At 70.8% G+C, this 20,158-nt stretch carries 21 protein-coding genes; 11 read left to right on the top strand and 10 right to left on the bottom strand.

What is annotated here, in order from left to right; genetic code table 11:
• Positions 1-57 precede the first annotated feature (57 nt).
• Entirely contained in the window at positions 58-897 is an 840-nt protein-coding gene (locus F603_RS0128040) for a helix-turn-helix domain-containing protein (RefSeq protein WP_016910316.1), read from the bottom strand.
• Positions 898-1,238: 341 nt separating this feature from the next.
• On the opposite strand from F603_RS0128040, the gene F603_RS0128035 reads away from it, so the two are divergent.
• Positions 1,239-1,841 carry an ATP-binding protein gene (locus F603_RS0128035; RefSeq protein WP_019549250.1) on the top strand — a complete coding sequence of 201 codons (603 nt, stop codon included), beginning with the start codon at positions 1,239-1,241 and terminating at the stop codon, positions 1,839-1,841.
• A gap of 221 nt (positions 1,842-2,062) precedes the next feature.
• Here F603_RS0128035 and F603_RS0128030 read toward each other — a convergent pair whose 3' ends face one another.
• Positions 2,063-2,302, bottom strand: coding sequence for a DUF397 domain-containing protein (locus tag F603_RS0128030; protein ID WP_019549249.1), 240 nt, complete (start codon positions 2,300-2,302; stop codon positions 2,063-2,065).
• A 443-nt stretch (positions 2,303-2,745) separates the two neighbouring features.
• Between F603_RS0128030 and F603_RS0128025 the strand changes: the two genes are divergently transcribed.
• A complete protein-coding gene (locus tag F603_RS0128025; RefSeq protein WP_019549248.1) occupies positions 2,746-4,656 on the top strand; it encodes an ABC transporter ATP-binding protein in 1,911 nt (636 codons plus the stop codon).
• Between the two features lie 175 nt (positions 4,657-4,831).
• The gene (locus F603_RS0128020) at positions 4,832-5,863 is read left to right on the top strand and encodes a rod shape-determining protein (RefSeq protein WP_019549247.1); all 1,032 of its coding nucleotides are present in this window, start codon (positions 4,832-4,834) and stop codon (positions 5,861-5,863) included.
• A 26-nt stretch (positions 5,864-5,889) separates the two neighbouring features.
• Here the strand turns inward: F603_RS0128020 and F603_RS0128015 are convergent, their stop codons facing one another.
• Positions 5,890-6,363 carry a cyclic nucleotide-binding domain-containing protein gene (locus F603_RS0128015; protein WP_037957276.1) on the bottom strand — a complete coding sequence of 158 codons (474 nt, stop codon included), beginning with the start codon at positions 6,361-6,363 and terminating at the stop codon, positions 5,890-5,892.
• A 135-nt stretch (positions 6,364-6,498) separates the two neighbouring features.
• Entirely contained in the window at positions 6,499-6,960 is a 462-nt protein-coding gene (locus tag F603_RS33115) for an Asp23/Gls24 family envelope stress response protein (protein ID WP_019549245.1), read from the bottom strand.
• Positions 6,961-7,196: 236 nt separating this feature from the next.
• Between F603_RS33115 and F603_RS0128005 the strand changes: the two genes are divergently transcribed.
• Entirely contained in the window at positions 7,197-8,423 is a 1,227-nt protein-coding gene (locus F603_RS0128005; RefSeq protein ID WP_019549244.1) for an MFS transporter, read from the top strand.
• A gap of 49 nt (positions 8,424-8,472) precedes the next feature.
• Here F603_RS0128005 and F603_RS36625 read toward each other — a convergent pair whose 3' ends face one another.
• From F603_RS36625 to cdgB, 3 genes are all read right to left on the bottom strand, one after another.
• Positions 8,473-9,327, bottom strand: a complete 855-nt coding sequence (locus tag F603_RS36625) for an adenosylcobinamide amidohydrolase (protein ID WP_026328781.1) — start codon at positions 9,325-9,327, stop codon at positions 8,473-8,475.
• Positions 9,328-9,381: 54 nt separating this feature from the next.
• Positions 9,382-10,302, bottom strand: a complete 921-nt coding sequence (locus F603_RS0127995) for a carbohydrate-binding protein (RefSeq protein ID WP_019549242.1) — start codon at positions 10,300-10,302, stop codon at positions 9,382-9,384.
• Between the two features lie 293 nt (positions 10,303-10,595).
• Entirely contained in the window at positions 10,596-12,278 is a 1,683-nt protein-coding gene (cdgB, locus tag F603_RS0127990) for a diguanylate cyclase CdgB (RefSeq protein WP_019549241.1), read from the bottom strand.
• 338 nt (positions 12,279-12,616) lie between these two features.
• On the opposite strand from cdgB, the gene F603_RS0127985 reads away from it, so the two are divergent.
• Entirely contained in the window at positions 12,617-13,201 is a 585-nt protein-coding gene (locus F603_RS0127985) for a flavin reductase family protein (protein ID WP_019549240.1), read from the top strand.
• 8 nt (positions 13,202-13,209) lie between these two features.
• On the opposite strand, the gene arfB is transcribed toward F603_RS0127985, so the two are convergent.
• On the bottom strand, positions 13,210-13,644 hold the full coding sequence (arfB, locus tag F603_RS0127980) for an alternative ribosome rescue aminoacyl-tRNA hydrolase ArfB (protein WP_026328780.1): 435 nt from the start codon (positions 13,642-13,644) through the stop codon (positions 13,210-13,212).
• Positions 13,645-13,859: 215 nt separating this feature from the next.
• On the opposite strand from arfB, the gene F603_RS0127975 reads away from it, so the two are divergent.
• From F603_RS0127975 to F603_RS0127965, 3 genes are all read left to right on the top strand, one after another.
• On the top strand, positions 13,860-14,435 hold the full coding sequence (locus tag F603_RS0127975) for a TerD family protein (protein ID WP_019549238.1): 576 nt from the start codon (positions 13,860-13,862) through the stop codon (positions 14,433-14,435).
• A gap of 100 nt (positions 14,436-14,535) precedes the next feature.
• Complete coding sequence (locus F603_RS0127970) at positions 14,536-15,033, top strand: hypothetical protein (RefSeq protein ID WP_019549237.1); 498 nt, start codon at positions 14,536-14,538, stop codon at positions 15,031-15,033.
• A gap of 70 nt (positions 15,034-15,103) precedes the next feature.
• Complete coding sequence (locus F603_RS0127965) at positions 15,104-15,394, top strand: DUF2630 family protein (protein WP_019549236.1); 291 nt, start codon at positions 15,104-15,106, stop codon at positions 15,392-15,394.
• Positions 15,395-15,698: 304 nt separating this feature from the next.
• On the opposite strand, the gene F603_RS0127960 is transcribed toward F603_RS0127965, so the two are convergent.
• Positions 15,699-16,370 carry a pentapeptide repeat-containing protein gene (locus F603_RS0127960; protein WP_425427028.1) on the bottom strand — a complete coding sequence of 224 codons (672 nt, stop codon included), beginning with the start codon at positions 16,368-16,370 and terminating at the stop codon, positions 15,699-15,701.
• Between the two features lie 109 nt (positions 16,371-16,479).
• Here F603_RS0127960 and F603_RS0127955 point away from each other — a divergent pair, with 109 nt between their 5' ends.
• Together F603_RS0127955 and F603_RS0127950 are read left to right on the top strand one after the other, a co-directional pair.
• Positions 16,480-17,463, top strand: coding sequence for a zinc-binding dehydrogenase (locus F603_RS0127955; RefSeq protein ID WP_019549234.1), 984 nt, complete (start codon positions 16,480-16,482; stop codon positions 17,461-17,463).
• A 122-nt stretch (positions 17,464-17,585) separates the two neighbouring features.
• On the top strand, positions 17,586-18,095 hold the full coding sequence (locus F603_RS0127950) for a hypothetical protein (RefSeq protein ID WP_019549233.1): 510 nt from the start codon (positions 17,586-17,588) through the stop codon (positions 18,093-18,095).
• Between the two features lie 255 nt (positions 18,096-18,350).
• On the opposite strand, the gene F603_RS36420 is transcribed toward F603_RS0127950, so the two are convergent.
• Positions 18,351-18,686 (bottom strand): GIY-YIG nuclease family protein, encoded by a 336-nt coding sequence (locus F603_RS36420; RefSeq protein WP_342665939.1) that lies wholly within the window; start codon positions 18,684-18,686, stop codon positions 18,351-18,353.
• A 924-nt stretch (positions 18,687-19,610) separates the two neighbouring features.
• On the opposite strand from F603_RS36420, the gene F603_RS35280 reads away from it, so the two are divergent.
• Entirely contained in the window at positions 19,611-20,114 is a 504-nt protein-coding gene (locus tag F603_RS35280; RefSeq protein WP_158678702.1) for a hypothetical protein, read from the top strand.
• The last annotated feature ends 44 nt before the right edge of the window (positions 20,115-20,158 follow it).

The following is a 20,158-nucleotide window of genomic DNA, read 5'->3' as shown; positions in this document are numbered from 1 at the left end:
CCGGGAGCGGCGACGGCCCGCAGCGTCGGCTCGAAACGACCTCATCCTACTTGTCGTTCACACAAGTTGGCGGATTCGCCGAAGATGGTCCCGGGTGTGCGCGGGAGAGAGGCCGTCCTCCACGAGGCGGGCCAACACCTGGTGGTACTGGGCGACTTCGTCCTTCTTGTCGAGGTACAGCGAGCTGGTGAGCTGCTCCAGGTAGACGACGTCGCTGAGGTCCGGCTCCGGGAAGCTCAGCAGCGTGAACGCGCCGCTCTCCGCCGGGTGGCCGCCGAACTCGAAGGGCACCACCCGGAGGGTGATGCTGGGGCTCTCGGAGACCTCGGCGAGGTGCTCCAACTGCCCCTGCATGATGGCCGTGCTGCCGAACGGACGGCGCAGCGCGGCCTCGTCGAGTATGCAGAGCAGGTGGGGCGCGGTCTCGCCGTGGAGGAGCTTCTGGCGCTCCAGCCGCAGCGACACGCGTCGCTCGACCTCCTCCTCCGGTAGCTGTCCCCGATGGCCCGCGGTGACCACGGCCTGTGCGTACTCCTCGGTCTGCAACAGCCCGTGCACGAACTGGACTTCGTACGTGTTGATGCGGGAGGCGGCGCCCTCCAGGCCGACGTAGGTCTGGAACCAGCCGGGCAGCACGTCGCTGTAGCTGTGCCACCACCCGGCGATGCTGGAGTCCCGGGCGAGCCCGAGGAGCGGCTCCCGCTCCGACTCGTCGGTGACTCCGTAGAGCGTCAACAGATCTGCGACGTCACGTGCCTTGAAACTCACACGGCCCAGCTCCATCCGACTGATCTTGGATTCCGACGCGCGAATTGAATAACCGGCAGCCTCGCGGGAGACACCGCGGCCTTCACGGAGCCTCCGCAACTGGGACCCGAGCAGGATACGGCGAACCATCGAACCGTTTGGACTACTTGCCCCGTTCACTCCCCCGTTGCCATTGTTTGCCGGCTCTGTAGGCATTCTGATCAACCCTCCACCCCTGCTTGGAGGGAAGTGTGCCACCTCCGCGCTCCGTTGCGTGCCCATGCGGTTACAGACGAGCGAAAGTCACGCGTGCACGTGCATCTGCCCTTGCATCCGCAGGCGGCTTTCGGAACCATGGGACCCACACAAGTTGACCGGACGTCACCGGAGTTGGTGCACCTTCCGGCCACCTTGCGAGAGCGAACGCGTCCACCGCCACCAGTCCTGGTCCCCAGCGGATCAGCCCCCCGCGACGCCAGGAGCGGCCCGCCATGGGTACCGAAGGACCGACCGTGCTGGAGCCCTTATGGCACGGTCTCCCGAACCTCGACGACGGAAGCCCCGTCTCCGGTTCGGCTTCCTGCGCGCTTCCGCCCCGGTACGAAGCCGTGAAAAGCGCACGGGACTTCACCGGCAAGACGCTCGAACACTGGGGCCTCATCGCTCGGTTCGAGGACGTCGCGCTCGTCGTCTCCGAGCTCGTCACCAACGCGATGCGGCACGGGCTGCCGGAAGAGCGGCCGGAGGAGGCGGAACCGCCGATCCGGCTCCACCTGCTGCACTGGTCGGCCCGGCTCCTGTGCGCCGTACGCGACCCGAGCGGAGAGCCGCCGAAGGCGCCTCCGGCGACGCCGTGCGGCCCCGAGGCCCTCGCGTACGAGGAGTTCGTCGAGTGCGCCGAGTCCCTCGAGGCGGGTTGCAGGGCGACCGCGGAGGCCGGCGAAGAGCACGCGGCGTACGTCGACTTCACCGCCGAGTCGGGGCGCGGCCTCTGCCTCGTCGACTGCTTCAGCGACCGCTGGGGCTGGCACCCGCTCGGCGGCGCGCTCTCCGGCAAGGTCGTGTGGGCGCTCTTCGAGCTCGACGCCGGATGAACGCGGGCCGCGCCTGCTGAGGGCCCGGGTCTCGGTGTACGAGCCCGGGCGCGCGGCCGTACCAGACGGCGCCCCGGCGTGGGTCTCGGCCGAAACAGCCTGTCGGGCACCGGCGTCGGCCGCCCGCACAGGCCCGCGCACTTCTCCGCTGCCGGCGCCCGGCGGGCCGCCGGCGGCGGTCGGTCAGGGGGCCGTCGAGCCCCGATGGCATGCCGGGCGGCTCATTCCCCCAGCAGGTAGTCGAACTCTCCCTCCTTGACGCCGCGCATCATCGCCTCCATCTCCGCTGTGGTGTAGACGAGTGCGGGACCGTCGGGAAAGCGCGAGTTGCGCATCGCGACATCGCCTCCTGGCAGTTTGGCGAACTCCACACAGGTTCCCTGCGAGTTGCTGAAGCGGCTCTTGCGCCACTCCACTGCCTGGAGGTCCTTGGCTGCCATGCCGTTGAACGCCTGAGGCACTGGGATCTCCTGGGCTCGAAATGTGGGGGGTTTCTGCTGACGCTGTGAAAGTCGTCAACTTCTCGGGATCATAACCGCGTTCACATGCGCACGCATGTGCTAATGCACGTGCACGACGCGCCGTCGCCGGCCCATCACACCCGGTCGGACCGGGACGCGCGGCGCCCCTGGGCACGCCGCGGCTTTGACGGCCCAGGGCACGGCCCCGTTCCCCTCGATCTGACCTGCACATCCGGTACGTGGTCACCTCCCCCGCCCGAAGACGCAGCACCGGCCCGTCCACCTGTCCGTGCCGCCTCGGCCGACGGTCCCAACCCGCCTACTCACACGGACGGTTGGGTCCGTCGCAGTACACACGTTGACTTGAACAGAACTTCAACTTCTACTCTCGGCGGGCCGACAGACCAGCGGCGCACCGACCGCACCACGTACCGGAGGCCCTCATGAGCATGGAGATGACGGCGTGGCACGCCCTCTCCCAGACCCATACCCCCGACGGCGAAGGCCCCGACCGCCGCCGCCTCTCCCGCACCACGTTGCGGCGCATCTACCGTTTCGCCGCACGCCACCACCGCCGCATGCTCGCCTTCCTCGTCCTCAGCAGCCTCCTCGCCGCCCTCACCGTCGCCACACCGCTCCTCGCGGGCGAGGTGATGGACGCGATCGTCGACGGCAGCCCCGGCCGCACCGTGCTCCAACTCTCCGGCCTCATCGCGCTGATCGCCCTAGCCGAAGCAGCGGTCGGCGTCGTCACCCGGTGGCTCTCGGCACGGATCGGCGAAGGGCTCATCCTCGACCTGCGCACCGCCGTCTACGACCACGTGCAGCGGATGCCGGTCGCGTTCTTCACCCGCACCCGCACGGGCGCCCTCGTCAGCCGCCTCAACAACGACGTCATCGGCGCCCAACGCGCCTTCAGCAGCACCCTCTCCGACGTCGTCGCCAACCTCGTGACGCTGCTGCTGACGCTCGGCGTGATGCTCCGCCTCTCCTGGCAGATCACCCTGCTGACGCTCGTGCTCCTCCCGCTCTTCGTCGTCCCCGCGCGCCGCATGGGCAGCCGCCTGGCCCGGCTGGAGCGGGAGCGGGCGCAGCACAACGCGACGATGAGCACGCGGATGACCGAACGGTTCTCCGCACCGGGCGCCACCCTCGTCAAACTCTTCGGCCGTCCGGACGAGGAGTCGCGCGAGTTCGCCCAACGCGCGGGCCGCGTACGCGACCTGGGCGTGCGGACGGCGATGGTGCAGCACCTCTTCATCACCGCGCTCACGCTCGTCTCCGCGCTGGCGCTCGCGCTCGTCTACGGGCTCGGCGGGCTCTTCGCACTCGGCGGCACCCTCCAGGCGGGCACCGTCGTCTCGCTCGCGCTGCTGCTCACTCGCCTCTACGCCCCGCTCACCGCGCTCGCGGGCGCCAGGGTCGAGGTGATGAGCGCGCTCGTCAGCTTCGAGCGGGTCTTCGAGGTGCTCGACCTCAGGCCGCTGATCAGGGAGCGCGCCGACGCCGTCGACGCCGAAGAGGGCCCGGCCGACGTCGAGTTCGACCACGTCGACTTCGCCTACCCGACCGCCGAGAAGGTCTCCCTCGCCTCCCTGGAGGAGGTGGCCGTCCTCGACACCCGCGGAGGCGAGCGCGTCCTCCACGACGTCAGCTTCCGCGCGGCCCCCGGCGAGATGGTCGCGCTCGTCGGCTCCTCCGGAGCGGGGAAGTCCACCCTCGCCTCGCTTCCGCCCCGCCTCTACGACGTCGACGCCGGCGCGGTCCGTGTCGGCGGGCGCGACGTACGCGACCTCACCGCCGCCTCGCTGCGCCGCACCCTCGGCCTCGTCACCCAGGACGGCCACCTCTTCCACGACACGATCCGCGCCAACCTCGTCTTCGCCGCCCCCGGCGCCGCGGACGAGGAGCTGTGGTCCGCACTCCGCCGCGCCCGCCTCGACGGCCTCGTCGCCGCGCTCCCCGACGGGCTCGACACCCTCGTCGGCGAGCGCGGGTACCGGCTCTCCGGGGGCGAGCGGCAGCGGCTCACCATTGCGAGACTGCTGCTCGCGCAGCCCCAGGTGGTGATCCTCGACGAGGCGACGGCGCACCTCGACTCCACCTCGGAGGCCGCCGTCCAGGAGGCGCTCACCGAGGCGCTCCAGGGGCGCACCTCGGTGGTGATCGCACACCGTCTCTCCACCGTCCGCGCCGCGGACCAGATCCTCGTGCTGGAGGAGGGACGCATCGTCGAGCGCGGCACGCACGAGGAGCTCCTCGCGCTCGGCGGGCGCTACAGGGAGCTGTACCGCACGCAGTTCAGCGAGGAGGGAACCGCGGATGAGTCCGCGTTCCCGGCCTCCGTCGAGTAGCGCGCCGCAGCGGGGGTCCGGTTCTCGCCCGACCGGACCACTCCGCCGCGCGCCCGGAGCACGGGCTGCCCAGGATGGCGATGTGGCCGCCAGGCGCGACCACCACACCGCCCTCCGACGCCTCCCGGCTCCGCCCTAGCGGAACACGCGGGGGTACTCGCGCAAGGAGATTCGGATGAGCCCCACGCTGGAGAACCTGCGGCGCTGCTCGGTCGCCGTCGACATGGGCGCCTCGCGCACCCGCGTCTACGTCAAGGGGTCCGGGCTCATCGTGGACGCGCCGTCCGCGGTCGCCGTCAACACGCTTTCGGGGACGCTGATCGCCGTCGGCGAGGCAGCCGAGCGGATGGACGGCCGGACGCCGCCGCACATCCGGGTGGTACGCCCCGTCGCCGGTGGCACCGTCGTCGACATCGACATGGCGCAGCGGATGCTGCGTGCGCTCGTCGGCACCAAGCTGCGGGGGCTGCGCAGACGGCGCGCACTCGTCCGCGCCGCCGCCGTCGTCCCGCACGACGCCGATCCGCTCGCGCGCAGGGCCGCCGTGGAGACGCTCACGGGGGTCGGCGCCCGGCGGGTGGAGCTCGTCGACTCGCCGACGGCCGCGGCCGTGGGTTCGGGGCTGCCGGTCGAGCTGCCGGAAGCGACGATGATCCTGGTGTGCGGCGCGGCGAGCACGCAGGTTGCCGTGTTGTCGCTCGGCGCCATCGTCGCCTCGGACACCGTGCGGCTCGGCGGGGACACCGTCCACCACGCCGTCGTGCAGCATCTGCGCAACCAGCACGAGCTGCTGCTGCCGAGCGAGGCCGTGCGGCCGCTCCAACTCGCCCTCGCAGGCGAGGAGTCCGACGCCCAGATCGCCGAGGTGATCGGCCGCGACGTCGTGAGCGGACTCGCCAGGAGCGTCAGCGTCAATCCGCGGGACATCCGTACCGCGGTGGCGCTGCCGCTGGCGAACCTCTCCGACTCGATCAGGTCCGTCCTCCTCGGTTGCCCTCCCGACCTCGTGGCCGACCTCGCCGAGCGCGGGATGGTCCTCGCCGGTGGCAGCGCCGTCCTCCCCGGGCTCGACGAGCGCATCCGCCAGACGACGGGGATGACCGTGCACATCGCGGAGGAGCCACAGCTCTGCGCCGTCAACGGCCTCGCGGAGATGCTGGAGGGGCGGGTGAGCCCGCTCTGCGTCGGGGGCGGCGTGCGCGGTTGAGCGCAACCGCGTGAACTCCCGGCGCGCTAGTCGCCGTCCTCCTCCGTGCGACCCTGCGGCGCGTACGGGCCGAAGAGGTCGAGGAGGCGGCTGCGGGAGCGGCGCAGGCGGTCACCGATGACAGAGGCGACGGCCCAGACGAGCGCCTGACCGAGCGCCGGGTCCTCGCGGCAGAGCTGCCGCACCTCCTCCGCGTCGAACTCCAGGGCGCGCACCGAGGTCGCCGCCTCGCCGTTGAGCGTCCAGACGTAGGGCGGGAAGAGCCAGGACCAGCCGAGGAGTTCGCCCTGCCGCACGGTGTCGATGACGACCCGGCGGCGGCCCGGCACGTGCAGGTCGAGGACGGCGGAGCCGCTGCGGAGAATCCAGAAGCGGTCGGCCCTCGTCCCCTCCTCGAAGATCTCCGCCCCCGGCGCGAAGGCGACCTCGGTGCCGAGCGTCCGCAACCGCTCGCGCTGCTCGGGTTCGAGTCCGCCGAGCAGCCCTCTCATGCTCTGCATCGACTGCATGGCGCGCCTCCTGGGGAGGCCGGGACGTCGCCGGTCCCGGAAGGGAACACCCGTGCACGACGGGTCTGTTGGCTGTACCGCGGAGCGACCCCCGAAGGGGACCGCCCCGCCGGCGGCACGGCGCGCTCAGCGCAGCGAGCGGCCCTGCTCCTGCGACTGCTGGCCCTGCTGGCGCTGTTGGTTCTGCTGGTTCTGCTGGTCCTGCTGCGAGTCCTCGCCCTCGACGTAGACGTCGGTGACCGTGATGTCGACCTCCACCACCTCCAGCCCCGTCATCGTCTCGACGCGCTGGACGACCCGCTGCCTCACGTGCTGGGCGACCTTGTGGATCTGCTCGCCGTAGTCGACCTCGATGCTCATCTCCACCGCGGCCTGCGTCTGGCCGACCTCCACGGAGACACCCTGCGTCACGTCGGTGCCTCCGCCGACGCGCTTACGGACGGCCCCGATCATCTGCGAAGCGGCTCCGCCGAGGGCATGGACACCGGACACCTCGCGCGCCGCGATCCCTGCGGTCTTGGCGACGACGGTGTCGGAGATCGTCGTCGTGCCGCGGTCCTGCGGGCTCTTCTCGCTCTTCTCAGCCATCGGTCCTACCTCCGAGCACTGCGGGGAGTGTCTTCCACCGCGGCACTCCACGGCCCGGGGCCGCGGCGTCCACGGGCAGAAGCCGTACCGACTCCATCGTGGAAGAAATCAGGGCATCCCGCTTCTCGGGGACGAACCGGTGGCACTGTGTGGCAGCAACGTCACTCCATGACGTCAACAGGGCAGTCGGCGGCGGCGGTTGGACCCGGCGGAGGGCCTCGGCATAGACAGATGCCATGACCCCGCTCTCCTCGCGCCGACGCCCCCGCACCACGGCACCCGCGGAGACGCCCCTCGCCGACTCCGCGTTCCGCGTGCTGCTCCTCGCCACGCTCTGCGCCTTCGCGAACTACGCGCCGCTCCTCTCCGTCGTCCCGCTCTGGGCGGCCGACGGCGGTTCGCAGGCCGGCGGCGTCGGCGCGGCGACCGGCGTCACGATGGCGACGACCGTCGGGGCGCAGACCTGCATCGGGCGCCTCCTCCGACGCTGGACGCTGCGGCAGCTCTTCGCCTCGGGTGCGCTCCTCCTCGGCCTGCCGACGCTCGCCTACCCCCTCTCCTCCGAGCTCGCCTGGGTGCTGGCGATCAGCGCGGTGCGGGGCGTCGGATTCGGGCTCGTCGCCGTCGCGGGGAGCGCGCTCGTCGTCGAGCTGGTCCGCGCGGAGCGGCGCGGGCGAGCGGTCGGCTGGTACGGGGTGGCCGTCGGCGTACCGCAGATCGTGCTGCTGCCGTTCGCCGTCTGGGCCGCCGCACACCTCGGGTTCACCGCGGTCTTCGTCAGTACGGGACTGCTCGCGGTCCTCGCCTGTCCGCTCGCCCTGACGCTGCCGAAGGGCACGCGGACGGCGCCCGACAGCGCACCGGACGACGGGATCGGGCAGCCCGCTCGCTCCGTACGCGCCGCGTACGGCCCGCACACGGCACCGTTCACGGTGCTCGCGGCGGGCGCCTGCGCGCTCGGCGGGATCACCGCTTTCCTGCCGCTCGTCCTCACGGCGCCGGCCGCCGCGCCCCTGGCGCTCTTCGCCGTCTCCGCCGGCATCGCGGCCGGTCGGTACCTCGCGGGCGCGTACAGCGACCGCGCCGGCGCGGGCGGCCGGCTCGGCTGGTACGTGGCCGCCTGCGCGCTCGGCATGGGCGGCCTCGCCGTCCTCGCCCTGCACCCGGCCGCCGCGGCGGCGCTCGCCGTTCTCCCCGCCACCTGCTACGGGCTCGGCTTCGGGGCGCTCCAGAACGACACACTCGTGCTGATGTTCCAGCGCGCGGCGCCGGGCGAGCACGCGGCGGCGAGCACGGCGTGGAACATGGGCTTCGACGGCGGCACGGGCGTCGGCGCCGCCGGGGTCGGCGTACTCGCGCACGCGTGGGGCGTGCCCGGCGCGTTCGGGGTCTCCGCCGTGCTCGTCGCCGCCACGCTGCCGCTCGTACCGGTGGCGCGGCGGGCTCGGCGACGGGCCGGGTGAGAGGCGGCCGCAGACCCGTCCGACGCCGTCGAGTCGGGGAGCGGTCCGATCAGGTACTCGCCCGCGCGTCCCGAACGGCCGCGTACCGCACCAGGGCTTGGGCGGTCGCCCCGTGGACCGCCCGCGCGAGCCGTGCGCCCCACTCCGAGCGCGGGCCGGCGAACTGGACGACCGCGGGCTCTGCCGCCTCGGCACGGGCCGTTCCCTGAGACTCCTCGGGGCGCCTGCCCGCCGTCACGGCGTGCGCCGGGCGCTCACCGCCGGGGGCGCGCTTCGGCTCCCGCGGGGCTTGACGAGGCACCCGAACTCCGGTGACGGCGGCCCGAGTTGCCCACGGGCCGCCCCGTACGGGGAGCGTCTGCGCCGCCACGCACACCGCGTCCGTCGGGGTACCGGTCGCCTCGTACCCGGCTTCGACGAGCGCCTGCACCTTCGCCTCCGTGGCCGTCGCGACGGCGTTGACGAGCGCCGCGTCGGAGAGCGGCACCGGCAGCGCGGCGAGGATGTTGACGGTGCCGGGCCCGCTCGGCGCCACGGCGGCCCCGGCAGGGACGGCGGCCCAACCGGCGACGCCCACCCCGGCGGTCACCAGCGCCTCTGCGCCGCCGTCGGTCGCGAGCCCGCGTGCGCGCGAGATCTCCGCTGCCGTCATCATCGCGACGCCCTCGCCCGCCACGTGCGCCGCGGCGATCTCCCGGAGGTGCGCCTCCGGGTCGCGCCGCCGATACCCGTGCTGCACCTGCGCGTTGAGGAACCAGCCGCGCTCGCCGATCCCCCCGCCCACCACGGCGCTCGACGCCATCCGCCACCCGGGCCCCGCCCGCCACAGCAGCGCGGGGAGCGCCAGCCCTTGTGACGTGTGGCGGATCTCTTCGCAATCGATGAGGCGCGGTACGGCGGGCACGCGAGCGACTCTAGCCGAGCGCGTCCGCACCCCGGCGGGGCAGCGGCCCGCCGGTCACTGCTTGACCCAGCCGCCCTTGAGCCACATCTGGTCGAGGTTGAAGTTGCAGGTGTTGCCGTCGCCGCAGGAGATGGTGACGGCGTTGTCGCCCTTCTTCAGGTCGATCCAGGAGAAGGTGCGTGTCCAGCCCTTGTCCCACTCGCCCTTGTCGGCACCGGCGAAGTTGGAGAGGTTGAGCTTCTGGGAGCTGGGCTTGCCGTTGACCGCGAGCGTGGCGTCCGCGTCCTTGCCCGGGACGCCGTACCGCACGAAGAGCGTGTACTTGCCGTCCTTCGGGATGTCCTTGAGCTCCCAGGTCACCGAGGCGCCCGGCTTGTCCATGCCGCCCACGTACGTGCCGCCGCGTGCCTGTGCGTCGGCGACGTCCTTCGCCGGGACGGCGCCGCCGTCGAGCCGGAGCGATGCGGCGTCCTCCTTGGGGAGTTCCTTCTGGGGCTTCTTGTCGTCGCCGCCCGCGGTGTCCTCCTCGGGCTCCTCCTCGCCGGGCTGGTCCGTCTCGCCACTGCCCGCCTGCTGCTCGGGCGGAGCGCTCTCGTCGTTGTTGAAGATGACGGCCGCACCGATACCGACGACGACGGCCGCGACCACGGCGATCGCCCCGATCAACAGGCCGGTGCGGTTCCGGCCGCCGCGCTGCGGCTGCCCCTCCTGACGGGCGGCGGCGCGGCCGCCCGGCATCGTCTCGGGGGCCGCGTAGTGCGCGTTGGGCTGCTGGGCCGGGCCGGGTGCGCCCGACTGCGCCTGGCCGTACTGCCGTTCACCGACGGCGCGGACCTGGTTGTACGAACGCCTGGGGACGCCGGGTTGGGAAGCCGTCTGGCCCGCTGAGCCTGCGGCGCCCTCCTGCCTGTACAGGTAGGCGAACGGGTCGTCGCCCTCCGGCGCCGAACCCGAGCCGTTGTTCTCGGCGGTCATCCCCTTCACTCCCCACTGCTTTGGTATCCGGCTGAGCCTACCTCTCCGGGGCGGCCATCAGGCCAACACGGAACGATCAGACAAAGCCGCTCTGTGAACAACAACGAGCGACGTACGTGCACCATACGGACGTTGGGCAGAGCCTCATCCGGGCCCCCGCATCTCATGCGGGACAGCGGCGAACCTCACATCCCCACAGAACCCCCACACCCCGCAACGCGTCGCCCCCACACGGACGAACTCCCCTGTGCGGCAGCCACATTAGGCGACGCGGCGCCCTCGGCCCGCATCCGCTAGCCGGCCCGACGCTGCCCCTTGGAACGGGACCGCTTCTCGACGTACATCCGCTGGTCCGCGGAGTGCAGCACCTCGTCGGCCGTCATGCCGCACTGCGCCCAGCCGATGCCGAAGCTCGCGCCCACGCGGACGCTGCCGCCGTCGACCCGGATCGGCGGGATGATCGCGTTGCGCAGCCGCACGGCGAGGTCCTGCGCCTCGGCGGGCCCGAGCCCGTCGGCGAGGACCACGAACTCGTCGCCGCCCAGGCGCGCCACGGTGTCGTTCTCGCGGACCCCGGCCGTGAGGCGATTGGCGACCTCGATGAGGACGGCGTCACCGCAGTGGTGGCCGTGCCGGTCGTTGATCGACTTGAACCCGTCGAGGTCGCAGAAGAGGACGGCGAGCCCCTTCCGGCCGTCGGGCCCTTCCTCCGGAGGCTCGGCGTGGACGTGGTTCGGCGTCGGCGAGAGCGGCGACGGCGCCTCGGCGCCCGCGCCCTCGGGCGGCTCGAACGGATAGACCTCGGGGAACCCCTGCGCGTCGAGAGAGTAGGGCGGCTCGAAACCGGCGCCCTCCTCCTCGGCCCAGCCGTACGCCTCCGCAGGTGCCAGCGCCGGGCTCGGGCGGTTGCACAGCCTGCTGGAGAGGCGCGACCGCAGCTCGGCGCTGTTGGGGAGCCCGGTGAGGGAGTCGTGGCTGGCGCGGTGCGCGAGGTGGAGCTCGTGCCGCTTGCGCTCCTCGATGTCCTCGACGTGGGTGAGGAGGAGGCGCGGCCCGTCCGCGGTGTCGGCGACGACGGAGTTCCGCAGCGAGACCCACACGTAGGAACCGTCCCTGCGCGAGAGCCGCAGCTCGGCACGGCCACCCTCGGCCGACGTCCGCAGCAGCGTCGTGATGTCCTCGGGGTGGACGAGGTCGGAGAAGGAGTACCGGCGCATCGCCGCCGCCGGGCGCCCCAGCAGGCGGCAGAGCGCGTCGTTGGCACGGACGAGGCGGCCGTGCTGGTCGCCGCCCATCTCCGCGACGGCCATGCCGCTCGGTGCGTACTCGAACGCCTGGCGGAAGCTCTCCTCGCTCGCGCGGAGAGCCTGCTGCTCGCGTTCGAGCCTGACGAGGGCGCGCTGCATGTTGGAGCGCAGCCGTGCATTGCTGATGGCTATCGCCGCCTGCGAGGTGTACATCTGGAGCGCCTCGCAGCCCCAGGCGCCCGGACGCCGCCCGTTGACGGGGCGGTCGACCGAGAGGACGCCGATCAGCTCGCCGTCCGAGGTGCACAGCGGGGCCATCAGCCGGTCCATCGGGTGCCACTCGTTGGGGAAGCGCGGGGCAGGCCCTGCCGTGTGCCACTCCGGCACGTCGTCCCCGTCGAGCACCCAGCCCTCGGCGTAGGGGACGAAGACGAGCTCGCCCCAGCGCTCACCCATCCCCAGGCGCCGGTCCCACGCGTCGCGGGAGCCGACCCTGCCGCTCATCACGGCCTCGGCCGCGTCGCTCCCCGCGACGGCGGCGACCACGAGGTCGCCCTCCCCGCGTACGAGGTTCACCGCGGCGAGCTGGAATCCTAGGCAGTCGACGACGCCGTCGGCGACGCACTGGAGGGTGTCGGCGAGGCTGCGGGCGGTGTTGAGCCGTGCCAGGGCATGGTGCAACTGCCGCAGACTGGCGAGGCGGACATAGGGCTCCGACTCGGTCTCCATCGCCCTCCCCCCTGAGCCACGTTCGCGCACTCCAGGTACTCGTGGGATGTCACTCCGACTGCCACCGGCCACTGAATCACAGCGAGCTGTTCACTCGGTACTCAGGGTCAACAATTACCCCCGTCTGTGACTCAAGTCACAACAATACGCAGTCAGTTGACCCCGGAGCGTGGAGCACCGGGGACGGACGCCCCTCCGCCTTGGAATGCGGCCCCCGACGCGGCCGAAGGGCGTCGCGCCACTGCTGCGGACCGGCCGAAGGTCCTGGGCCCTCTGGTACCCGAGGCCGATTCCGTATGGTCAGCGCGGTCGTTAGCGTTGCTCACGTGTCCCATGCAGTGCAACAGCAGACGAACTCCGAGTCCGACGAGTCCTCCGCGGGGGGCGGTCGGGGCTCGGCGGCGATACCCCATCCTGAAGGGGTGAGCGATGAGCAGTTCCGGGCCGCGATGGCACGACTCGCCGCCGGCGTCGTGCTGGCCACGGCGCACGACCCGGAGGAGGGGACCTCGGGCAGCGACGTCGGCATGACCGCGACGGCGTTCCTCTCCGTCTCCCTCGAACCGCCGCTGGTACTCGTCAGCCTGCGCACGGATTCCCGGATGGACGAGCTGCTCGAACGCCAGGACCACTGGGCCGTCTCGCTCCTCACCGACGAGCAGCGCCAGGTCGCCGGCCGCTTCGCCATGAAGGGGCGCCTCAGCGACCGCCTGCTCTTCCGCGAACTTCCCCACACCGTCGGGGAGATGAGCGGCGCCCCGCTCGTCGACGGTGCACTCGCCGCCGTGGAGTGCCGCACCGAGCAGCGGGTGCACGCGGGGGACCACACGCTCGTCGTCGGCCGCGTCCTCGCCACCCGCCTCGGGCAGGAGGACCGCTCCCCGCTCGTCTACTACCGCAGCAACTACCGGGCGCTCGGGTAGCGCGGCGCTCAGTCCCAGCTACCGCCCCTGGAGCGGCCACGTTTGAGGTCGCCCCTGCGCTTCTTCTCCTGCAGGCGGCGCTCGTTGACGCGGCGGGGCGTGCGCTTCCTCCGACGGGGCGGGGGCGGTGGCGCCGTCGCCTCGGCGAGGAGCGCGGCCATGCGGACGGCGGCGGTCTCGCGGTTGCGCCACTGCGAGCGGTGCTGGTCGGCGCGGACGACGAGGACACCGTCCTCCGTCAGCCGGTCGGCGAGGCGCTCCAGCGCCCGCTCCTTCCACACCGGAGGCAGGGCCTCGGTGCGCGCCAGCGGGAAGCGGAGTTCGACGCGGGTGTCGGCGGTGTTGACGTGCTGGCCGCCCGGCCCCGAGGAGCGCGAGAAGCGCCAGTTCAGCTCCGACTCGGGGAGCACCACCGAGCCTCGTATGACATAGGGCCCTGACATGCGTCCATGGTCGCGCTCCGGCGTGCGTCCGTCATCCGCATTTGCGCGCGACCCCGAGCGGCTCCCCGACAACGGCGCGTAAAGAACGCAAAGATTCTGGAACCCGTCGCCGCCCGGAGGGCGTTGAGGAGGACAGGGCGGCGTTCCGCCGGTGCGCCTCCCTCGACCCTCGATCCCGGAGACTCCGGGCAAGCGAACTGACAGAAGGGCACCCCATGGCTGTAAGCCTGTCCAAGGGCGGCAACGTCTCGCTCACCAAGGAGGCACCGGGCCTGGGCGCCGTCACGGTCGGCCTCGGCTGGGACGTGCGCACCACCACGGGTACCGACTTCGACCTCGACGCGAGCGCCATCGCCGTCAACGAGGCCGGCAAGGTCTACTCGGACCAGCACTTCGTCTTCTTCAACAACACGGCGACGCCGGACCAGACCATCGTGCACACCGGCGACAACGTCACCGGCGAGGGCGAGGGCGACGACGAGCAGATCAAGATCAACCTCGCCTCCCTCCCCGCCGAGGTGGACAAGATCGTCTTCCCGGTGTCGATCTACGACGCCGAGTCGCGCAGCCAGAACTTCGGCCAGGTGCGGAACGCCTTCATCCGGATCGTCAACCAGTCCGACGAATCCGAGATCGCCCGCTACGACCTCTCGGAGGACGCGGCGACGGAGACGGCGATGGTCTTCGGCGAGATGTACCGGCACGGCGAGGAGTGGAAGTTCCGCGCCGTCGGCCAGGGCTACGCCTCCGGGCTCACCGGCATCGCGCAGGACTTCGGCGTCAACGTCTGACGTGCGCCGCGCCGGCCGGCCCGCCGCTCCGCTCAACGGGTCGGCCGGCGCCCGCGGTCCCGGTGTCCCTTCCGGCCGTCCGCCGTGAAACCATCCCCCGGTGCTCGACATCGGCTACTCGCTCTCGCCCCGCTTCCCGGACCCGCCGCAGACGGACTACGCCGCAGCCGACGTCCGCACCCTCCGCCACGACCTCTTCTGCGGCGACGTCCACCTCGCCGACACGGAGGAGGACACCGAACTCTCCACAGCCTGGGGATGGGTGCCGGTCCTCGACTTCGCATGGGCCCTCTCCGACATCGTGGAAGAGCTCGACCGCGACCCGCGCGGCAGCCGTGCCCCCGGTCCCTACGAGGCAGAGTTCGACTTCACCGAGTCGGCGGACCGCATGCGGTTCACACGCCGCTTCGGAACAGTCGAGATCACTGCCGATTGGACCGCGAGGACAGCGCCGCCGCTCGTCCTCTCCCACTCGGTGCTGCGCCGGGAGGCCCGCGACTTCCTCCACGACCTCGTCGCCGACCTCACCGACATGCACGAGGGGCTCGACCACAACCCTTCCGTCCTCGGCCTCCTCGCCCGCCGGCCACGGGTGTGACCCACGCCCGAATCGCGAGGTCCGCGCCGCGTTCCTACGCTGGACGCAGAGCTCGAGGAAGGTGGACGCGATGGGCAAGCCGCAGAACGACCCGGTGGCCGACGAACGCGAGCACCGGGCCCAGACACAGATCCTCGGCAGAGTCCAGCAGCTCGTCGAGGACGAGCACCGGCTCCGCGCCCGGCTCTCCGAGGGAGAGCTGAGCAGCGACGAGGAGAACGCCGCCCTCGCCGACGTGGAGCGGGAGTTGGACCAGTGCTGGGACCTGCTCCGCCAGCGCCGGGCCGCGCAGGAGGCGGGCGAGGACCCGTCCCGTGCGCGCGTACGGCCGCAGACGGAGGTCGAGGGGTACCTCTCCTGAGACCGACCGCCTCCGAGAGGGACCTTTGACGAGGACGCGCCAGGCCACCGGCTCACCTCGCCTGACGCTTCCCGCGGTGCAGCGCCGAGTCGGATGGGGGGTGCGCTGCGCCCGGTGCGGAGCGCGGGTCCCGTGCACGTGGCGCACGCTCGGCGGCCTCGGCTGTCGCCACGCGCACTTCTCCGCTCCGCTTTCACGGTAGGAAGCGTTCGGGTCCATCGAGAGAGCCTGCGCACGTCACGCAATCCGCGAATCGCCGCTCTTCCTCGCACGCCAACTACCCACCCGCAGGAGCCGGTTGCTCCTACCCCTGCACGCGCAACCCAAGCTGAGCCGCGAGCACCGGCGCCAACTCCGTGAGCTGCACCGACGAGATCACCGTTCCCGAAAGGCGGTCGCTCCCCGAGGCGATGTCCAGCTCCACCGCTCCCCGCAGATCGACATCCTGCAGCTCCGCGCCTGTCAGATCCGACCGCCGCAGCGTGCAGCCGTCGAACGAGACCCGCCGCAACCTGGCCCCGGAGAAGTCCGGTTCGACGAGGACGCACCCCTCGAAGGCCACATCGGTCAACTCGGCCTGGCGCAGGTTGAGGAACTCGAGCTTGCCGCCGCGGATGAGCACCCGGTCGAACGCGGCCCCCTGGAGCTTGGTGCCGCCGAGCCGCGCGTCCCGCAGCTCCACGTCGCGGAGTTGCGCGCCGGCGAGGTCCGTGCCCACCCCGGAGACGGAGTCGAGGAGCGAGTCGAGGAAGCGGGCCCGCCCCAGCGCCGCGTCGTCGAGCCGGCAGCGGTGGAGGCCGCAGTCGAGGAACATCGTCCCGATAGCGGACTGCCCACTCAGGTCAAGGTCCTCGAAGGCCACGCCGTCGTGATCGCCCTCGGGCCCCAACTCCCCTTCACGGAAAGGGGAGAGCGGTGGCAGGGCCAACCCGGGCCTGCGGACGACCGGCATCTCACGCTGCTGTTTCTGCACCATGCCCACCATCCTGCCGCCCACCGCTGACAGCACTTCCGACGCTTTACCTGTACCGCACTTCAAGTTGCAGGATGGCGCGACCACGCCGACCACACCACCGGAGACCGCCATGCACGCCGTCCACCTGCACGCTTTCGGCCCCGCGGAGAACCTCGTCCTCGAGCAGGTGCCCGACCCGCTCCCGCCCGCGGACCACCTCCGCGTCGCCGTCGAGGCGGCCGGAGTCCACCTGCTCGACGCCGTCATCCGCCAGGGACGCGCCCTCGGGCCCTTCCCACTCCCCGAACTGCCGACGGTCCCGGGGCGCGAGGTCGCGGGCACCGTCGACGCCGTCGGCCCCGGCGTCGACACCTCGCTGCTCGGCCGCCGCGTCGTCGCGCACCTGGGCCGCGCGCCGGGAGGCTACGCCGAACTCGCCGTCGTACCCGTCGAGTCCGTCCACTTCGTGCCCGAACAGCTCTCCGCGGCGCAGGCCGTCGCGATGATCGGCACGGGCCGCACCGTCATGGCCGTCCTCGACAGCGTCGAACTCACCGCGGCGGACACGGTCCTCGTCCTCGCCGCCGCCGGCGGTATGGGCGCACTCCTCACCCAGTACGCACACCACCGCGGCGCCCGCACCATCGCCGCCGCCGGCGGCCCGGAGAAGACCGACCGCGCCCGCAGCCTCGGCGCCGACCTCGCCGTCGACTACAACCGCCCCGACTGGCCCGAGACCGTCCGCACCGCCCTCGGCACGCCCCGCCCCGTCACCCACCTCTTCGACGGCCCGGGCGGCGCACTCGCCCGCACCGCCACCACCCTGCTCGCCCCCGCCGCGATCCACCACGCGTACGGCGGCGCCTCCACCCGCGTCTCCCCGGAGGCGGACGACGGCACCGAGGAGGCCCCCACCGAGGGAATCACCGTGCGCGGCCTCCCAGCAGCCCAAGTGCAGGACCGGAAGCGCGAGTTCGAGGAGGCATCCCTACGCCTCGCCACGGAGGACGTCCTCGCTCCGCTCGTCCACACCTTCCCCCTCACCGAGGCGGCAGCCGCCCACCGCGCGCTGGAGAACCGGGAAACCGTGGGGAAGGTGGTGCTGGTGCCCTGAGACGCCGGTACCCCGGCCACAGCCAACGGTCACAGAACCATCACTTCTCTCACGTACCCTCCACACCCCAACTCACCGAGCACTACGGTCACTCCACCCGAAACAGCCTTGGGGGGGACGAGATGACCAACCCGTACACCGGCCCCATACCGCCGGCACCGAGACCGCCCGACACCCGCCCGCTCCACAAACGCGTCCTCGTATGGCTCGGCGGCTCGGCCCTGTTCCTCACGGGCCTGATCATCGGCACCGCCGAAGACACCGAGCAACAGCCCGTCACGGCCAAGCCCGCAACGACCGTCACCACCACCGCGACCCCCGCACCGGCCCCCACCGTCACCAGAACCGTCAAGGCCAAGCCGAAACCCGGCCCCACGGTCACGGTCACCGAACAGGCCCCCGCCGAGCCGGCCGACAGCGACGACGACACGGCAGCCGCGGACAACACCGACGAGGACACCACCACCGAGAACAACACCGGCTCCTGCACGCTCGTCTCGAACTCCGGCAACTGCTACTCAGCAGGCCAGTACTGCCGCAACAGCGACCACGGCGCCACAACCACCAACGAGGCCGGCAGAACGATCAAGTGCACGTACAGCTCCAACGCTTGGCGGTGGACTTATGCATGAGGGGCTCCTTCCACGGCCGTTGCCGGACGGGCTGGGTCAGGTCCACGGGATTGCTGCTGACATGCCTGCGGGCTTCCCCGATGTGCCGTCGCGAAGGAGTCGGTGACCACGCCGAGCGCCTGAGCCACCGCGGCCTGGCGCACCCAGACGCGATCAACGCACTGCCGAAAGAACCGCAAAGGTCTCGCGCCTATCCCGGTACGGGGTCTTCCGCTCGGAGAGCCGCCTGTCGGTTTCGAACCGACGGCCTTCTGTTTACAAGCTGTGGACAGCTCGGACATCCACGGTCGGAGTGATCGCACGACTGACGCCGCGAGGGGCCTGCGGGCGCCAACGGTCAGCGGAGGTGCTGTACTTCGCTGCTGTACAGCACCCGCTGGTGGCGTCCACCCGACGCGGCCTGTCACGCGGTGGGGGCAGCTCTCTCGCCCGCTGTCGTGCCCGGGCACGTAGCTCGGTGAGACGTGGGTGGAAGGGGTTGCGCCGGGCCCGATCGAGGTTCAGCGGCAGGTCCAGACGACTGATCAGATCTGCCTCAACGGTCCACGGCTCCGGATGCTCCAGCCAGCACACGCGCACGTACTCGGTCATCCACTCGCTCAGCACCGCTTCAAGCCGCCCGGCTGGCAGGTCCGGGTGCGGCGCCTCCTCGAAGTGCCACCCGTACACACCTGCCACACCAGACACCGGCCCGGACGCGCCAAGACTTCACCGGCCGCCCAGAGTTGCCCCGGCCTGCTCGAAGCATCAGCATGCACACGAGCCTCCTGAAGTCGACTTATGAGCGTCGAAGCTACCCCGCGCTCTCCCAGCGCTGTCCACACCTGAAGCCCCCACCCTGGGCACCACGGGGCAACAGGTCTTTCCGGAAGGCATGAGCTGGGTGAACCCGTGCAGGAGTGGGCGATAGCCATTCTTCAGCAGACCCACGTTGCCTCTGGAGCATCGACCGTTCTGGCATACATCTGGCGCACCAGCGTCAGATGTGCGGGCTTGCTCTACCGGCGCTTAGGGCTGACCTTCCTGCACCGGTGGATCTGGGTCAGTGCTGTGCACCCTGGATGCACTTGATGGTATGAGCTAGACTGCCCAGAATTGTCCATACTTCTGGCGCGCATGCCGGCCTGTCAGCGCGAGGGGAGAAAAGTGGTTGACCTGTTTGACTTAATCGGACAGGGCCTTACTATTTTTGCTCTGTGGCTAGACCGTAGGTTCAGCCCCATCCCGTGGCCACTAATAGTTGGTTCCCTATTTCTTCCACTCGTGGCTTTACTTCGGGTTCTCATTTGGATAATGCGCGGACGGGTCTGGCCAGTTGCCTGCAAGTATTACCACACGACTCAACGCCGGAGAGACAAGCCCTGCCGTCAAGTGGTTCCCGGAGAGTGGTCATACTGTCGCCATCACAAGAATGCCCGCCGGATGCATGACGGTCACCTGTGCGATCCGAAGGTTCCTCGCTGGAAACGAAAAAACAGCAACGGTAAGCTAATTGACCGTTCCGACATTAGAGGTGTGGGGTTTGTCAGCCTCATGTCGAACCGAGAAACTCTACTCTTCTACAAGGGAGTGGCGAAGCGCCCGGGCGACATCAAACCGAACCTTCGGGGCTTTGCAAATAAGCTTGCGCGAGACTGGGAGATTATTCGCAGCATCAGTCTACGGGCAATTTTCTCCGCCGCCCCGGGCGTAGAGGGCGTCACAAGCCGGATGCCCCGCGTTGTACTCTCAACGCGCTTTGCGTTAATATCCGTGGCTGTTGGGTTGATTCTGGTGATCGTGTCGGTGATAGTCGATGGGGATACGCGTCGATGGCTTCAGTATTCGGGAACCACCCTCTTTCTGTACGCGTGGAATCTTTTCCGGTTTGGGGCATGGAAACCCCCCAAGGAGGAGCCGGCATGGAGAAAGGCGGCGACCGTGGACACGCTTAAAGCTGTTGCGGTTCTGGTACTTGTCGCACTCTTGGGTGGAATGTTGCAGGGCGCCAATGAATCCATGAGGAAAGCCCGAATATGAATACATGCCAAGTCAGACGAAACTTACCGCGACCTCACGGATCA

The organism is Streptomyces sulphureus DSM 40104 (assembly GCF_000381025.1).
Lineage (GTDB): Bacteria > Actinomycetota > Actinomycetes > Streptomycetales > Streptomycetaceae > Streptomyces > Streptomyces sulphureus.
The sequence above is the reverse complement of the archived record's forward strand: the minus strand, read 5'-3'. Positions and strand labels throughout refer to the sequence as shown.

What these genes read in the sequence shown, in the direction of transcription:
- F603_RS0128020 (WP_019549247.1), top strand. Translation starts at nt 4,832, where the DNA reads ATGAGCCCCACGCTGGAGAACCTGCGGCGCTGCTCGGTCGCCGTCGAC.
- arfB (WP_026328780.1), bottom strand. Translation starts at nt 13,644, where the DNA reads ATGTCAGGGCCCTATGTCATACGAGGCTCGGTGGTGCTCCCCGAGTCG.
- F603_RS0127955 (WP_019549234.1), top strand. Translation starts at nt 16,480, where the DNA reads ATGCACGCCGTCCACCTGCACGCTTTCGGCCCCGCGGAGAACCTCGTC.
- cdgB (WP_019549241.1), bottom strand. Translation starts at nt 12,278, where the DNA reads ATGGAGACCGAGTCGGAGCCCTATGTCCGCCTCGCCAGTCTGCGGCAG.
- F603_RS0128035 (WP_019549250.1), top strand. Translation starts at nt 1,239, where the DNA reads ATGGGTACCGAAGGACCGACCGTGCTGGAGCCCTTATGGCACGGTCTC.
- F603_RS0127950 (WP_019549233.1), top strand. Translation starts at nt 17,586, where the DNA reads ATGACCAACCCGTACACCGGCCCCATACCGCCGGCACCGAGACCGCCC.
- F603_RS0127975 (WP_019549238.1), top strand. Translation starts at nt 13,860, where the DNA reads ATGGCTGTAAGCCTGTCCAAGGGCGGCAACGTCTCGCTCACCAAGGAG.
- F603_RS33115 (WP_019549245.1), bottom strand. Translation starts at nt 6,960, where the DNA reads ATGGCTGAGAAGAGCGAGAAGAGCCCGCAGGACCGCGGCACGACGACG.
- F603_RS0127960 (WP_425427028.1), bottom strand. Translation starts at nt 16,370, where the DNA reads ATGGTGCAGAAACAGCAGCGTGAGATGCCGGTCGTCCGCAGGCCCGGG.
- F603_RS36420 (WP_342665939.1), bottom strand. Translation starts at nt 18,686, where the DNA reads ATGACCGAGTACGTGCGCGTGTGCTGGCTGGAGCATCCGGAGCCGTGG.
- F603_RS0128040 (WP_016910316.1), bottom strand. Translation starts at nt 897, where the DNA reads ATGGTTCGCCGTATCCTGCTCGGGTCCCAGTTGCGGAGGCTCCGTGAA.
- F603_RS0127965 (WP_019549236.1), top strand. Translation starts at nt 15,104, where the DNA reads ATGGGCAAGCCGCAGAACGACCCGGTGGCCGACGAACGCGAGCACCGG.
- F603_RS0128025 (WP_019549248.1), top strand. Translation starts at nt 2,746, where the DNA reads ATGAGCATGGAGATGACGGCGTGGCACGCCCTCTCCCAGACCCATACC.
- F603_RS0127995 (WP_019549242.1), bottom strand. Translation starts at nt 10,302, where the DNA reads ATGACCGCCGAGAACAACGGCTCGGGTTCGGCGCCGGAGGGCGACGAC.
- F603_RS0128015 (WP_037957276.1), bottom strand. Translation starts at nt 6,363, where the DNA reads ATGCAGAGCATGAGAGGGCTGCTCGGCGGACTCGAACCCGAGCAGCGC.
- F603_RS0128005 (WP_019549244.1), top strand. Translation starts at nt 7,197, where the DNA reads ATGACCCCGCTCTCCTCGCGCCGACGCCCCCGCACCACGGCACCCGCG.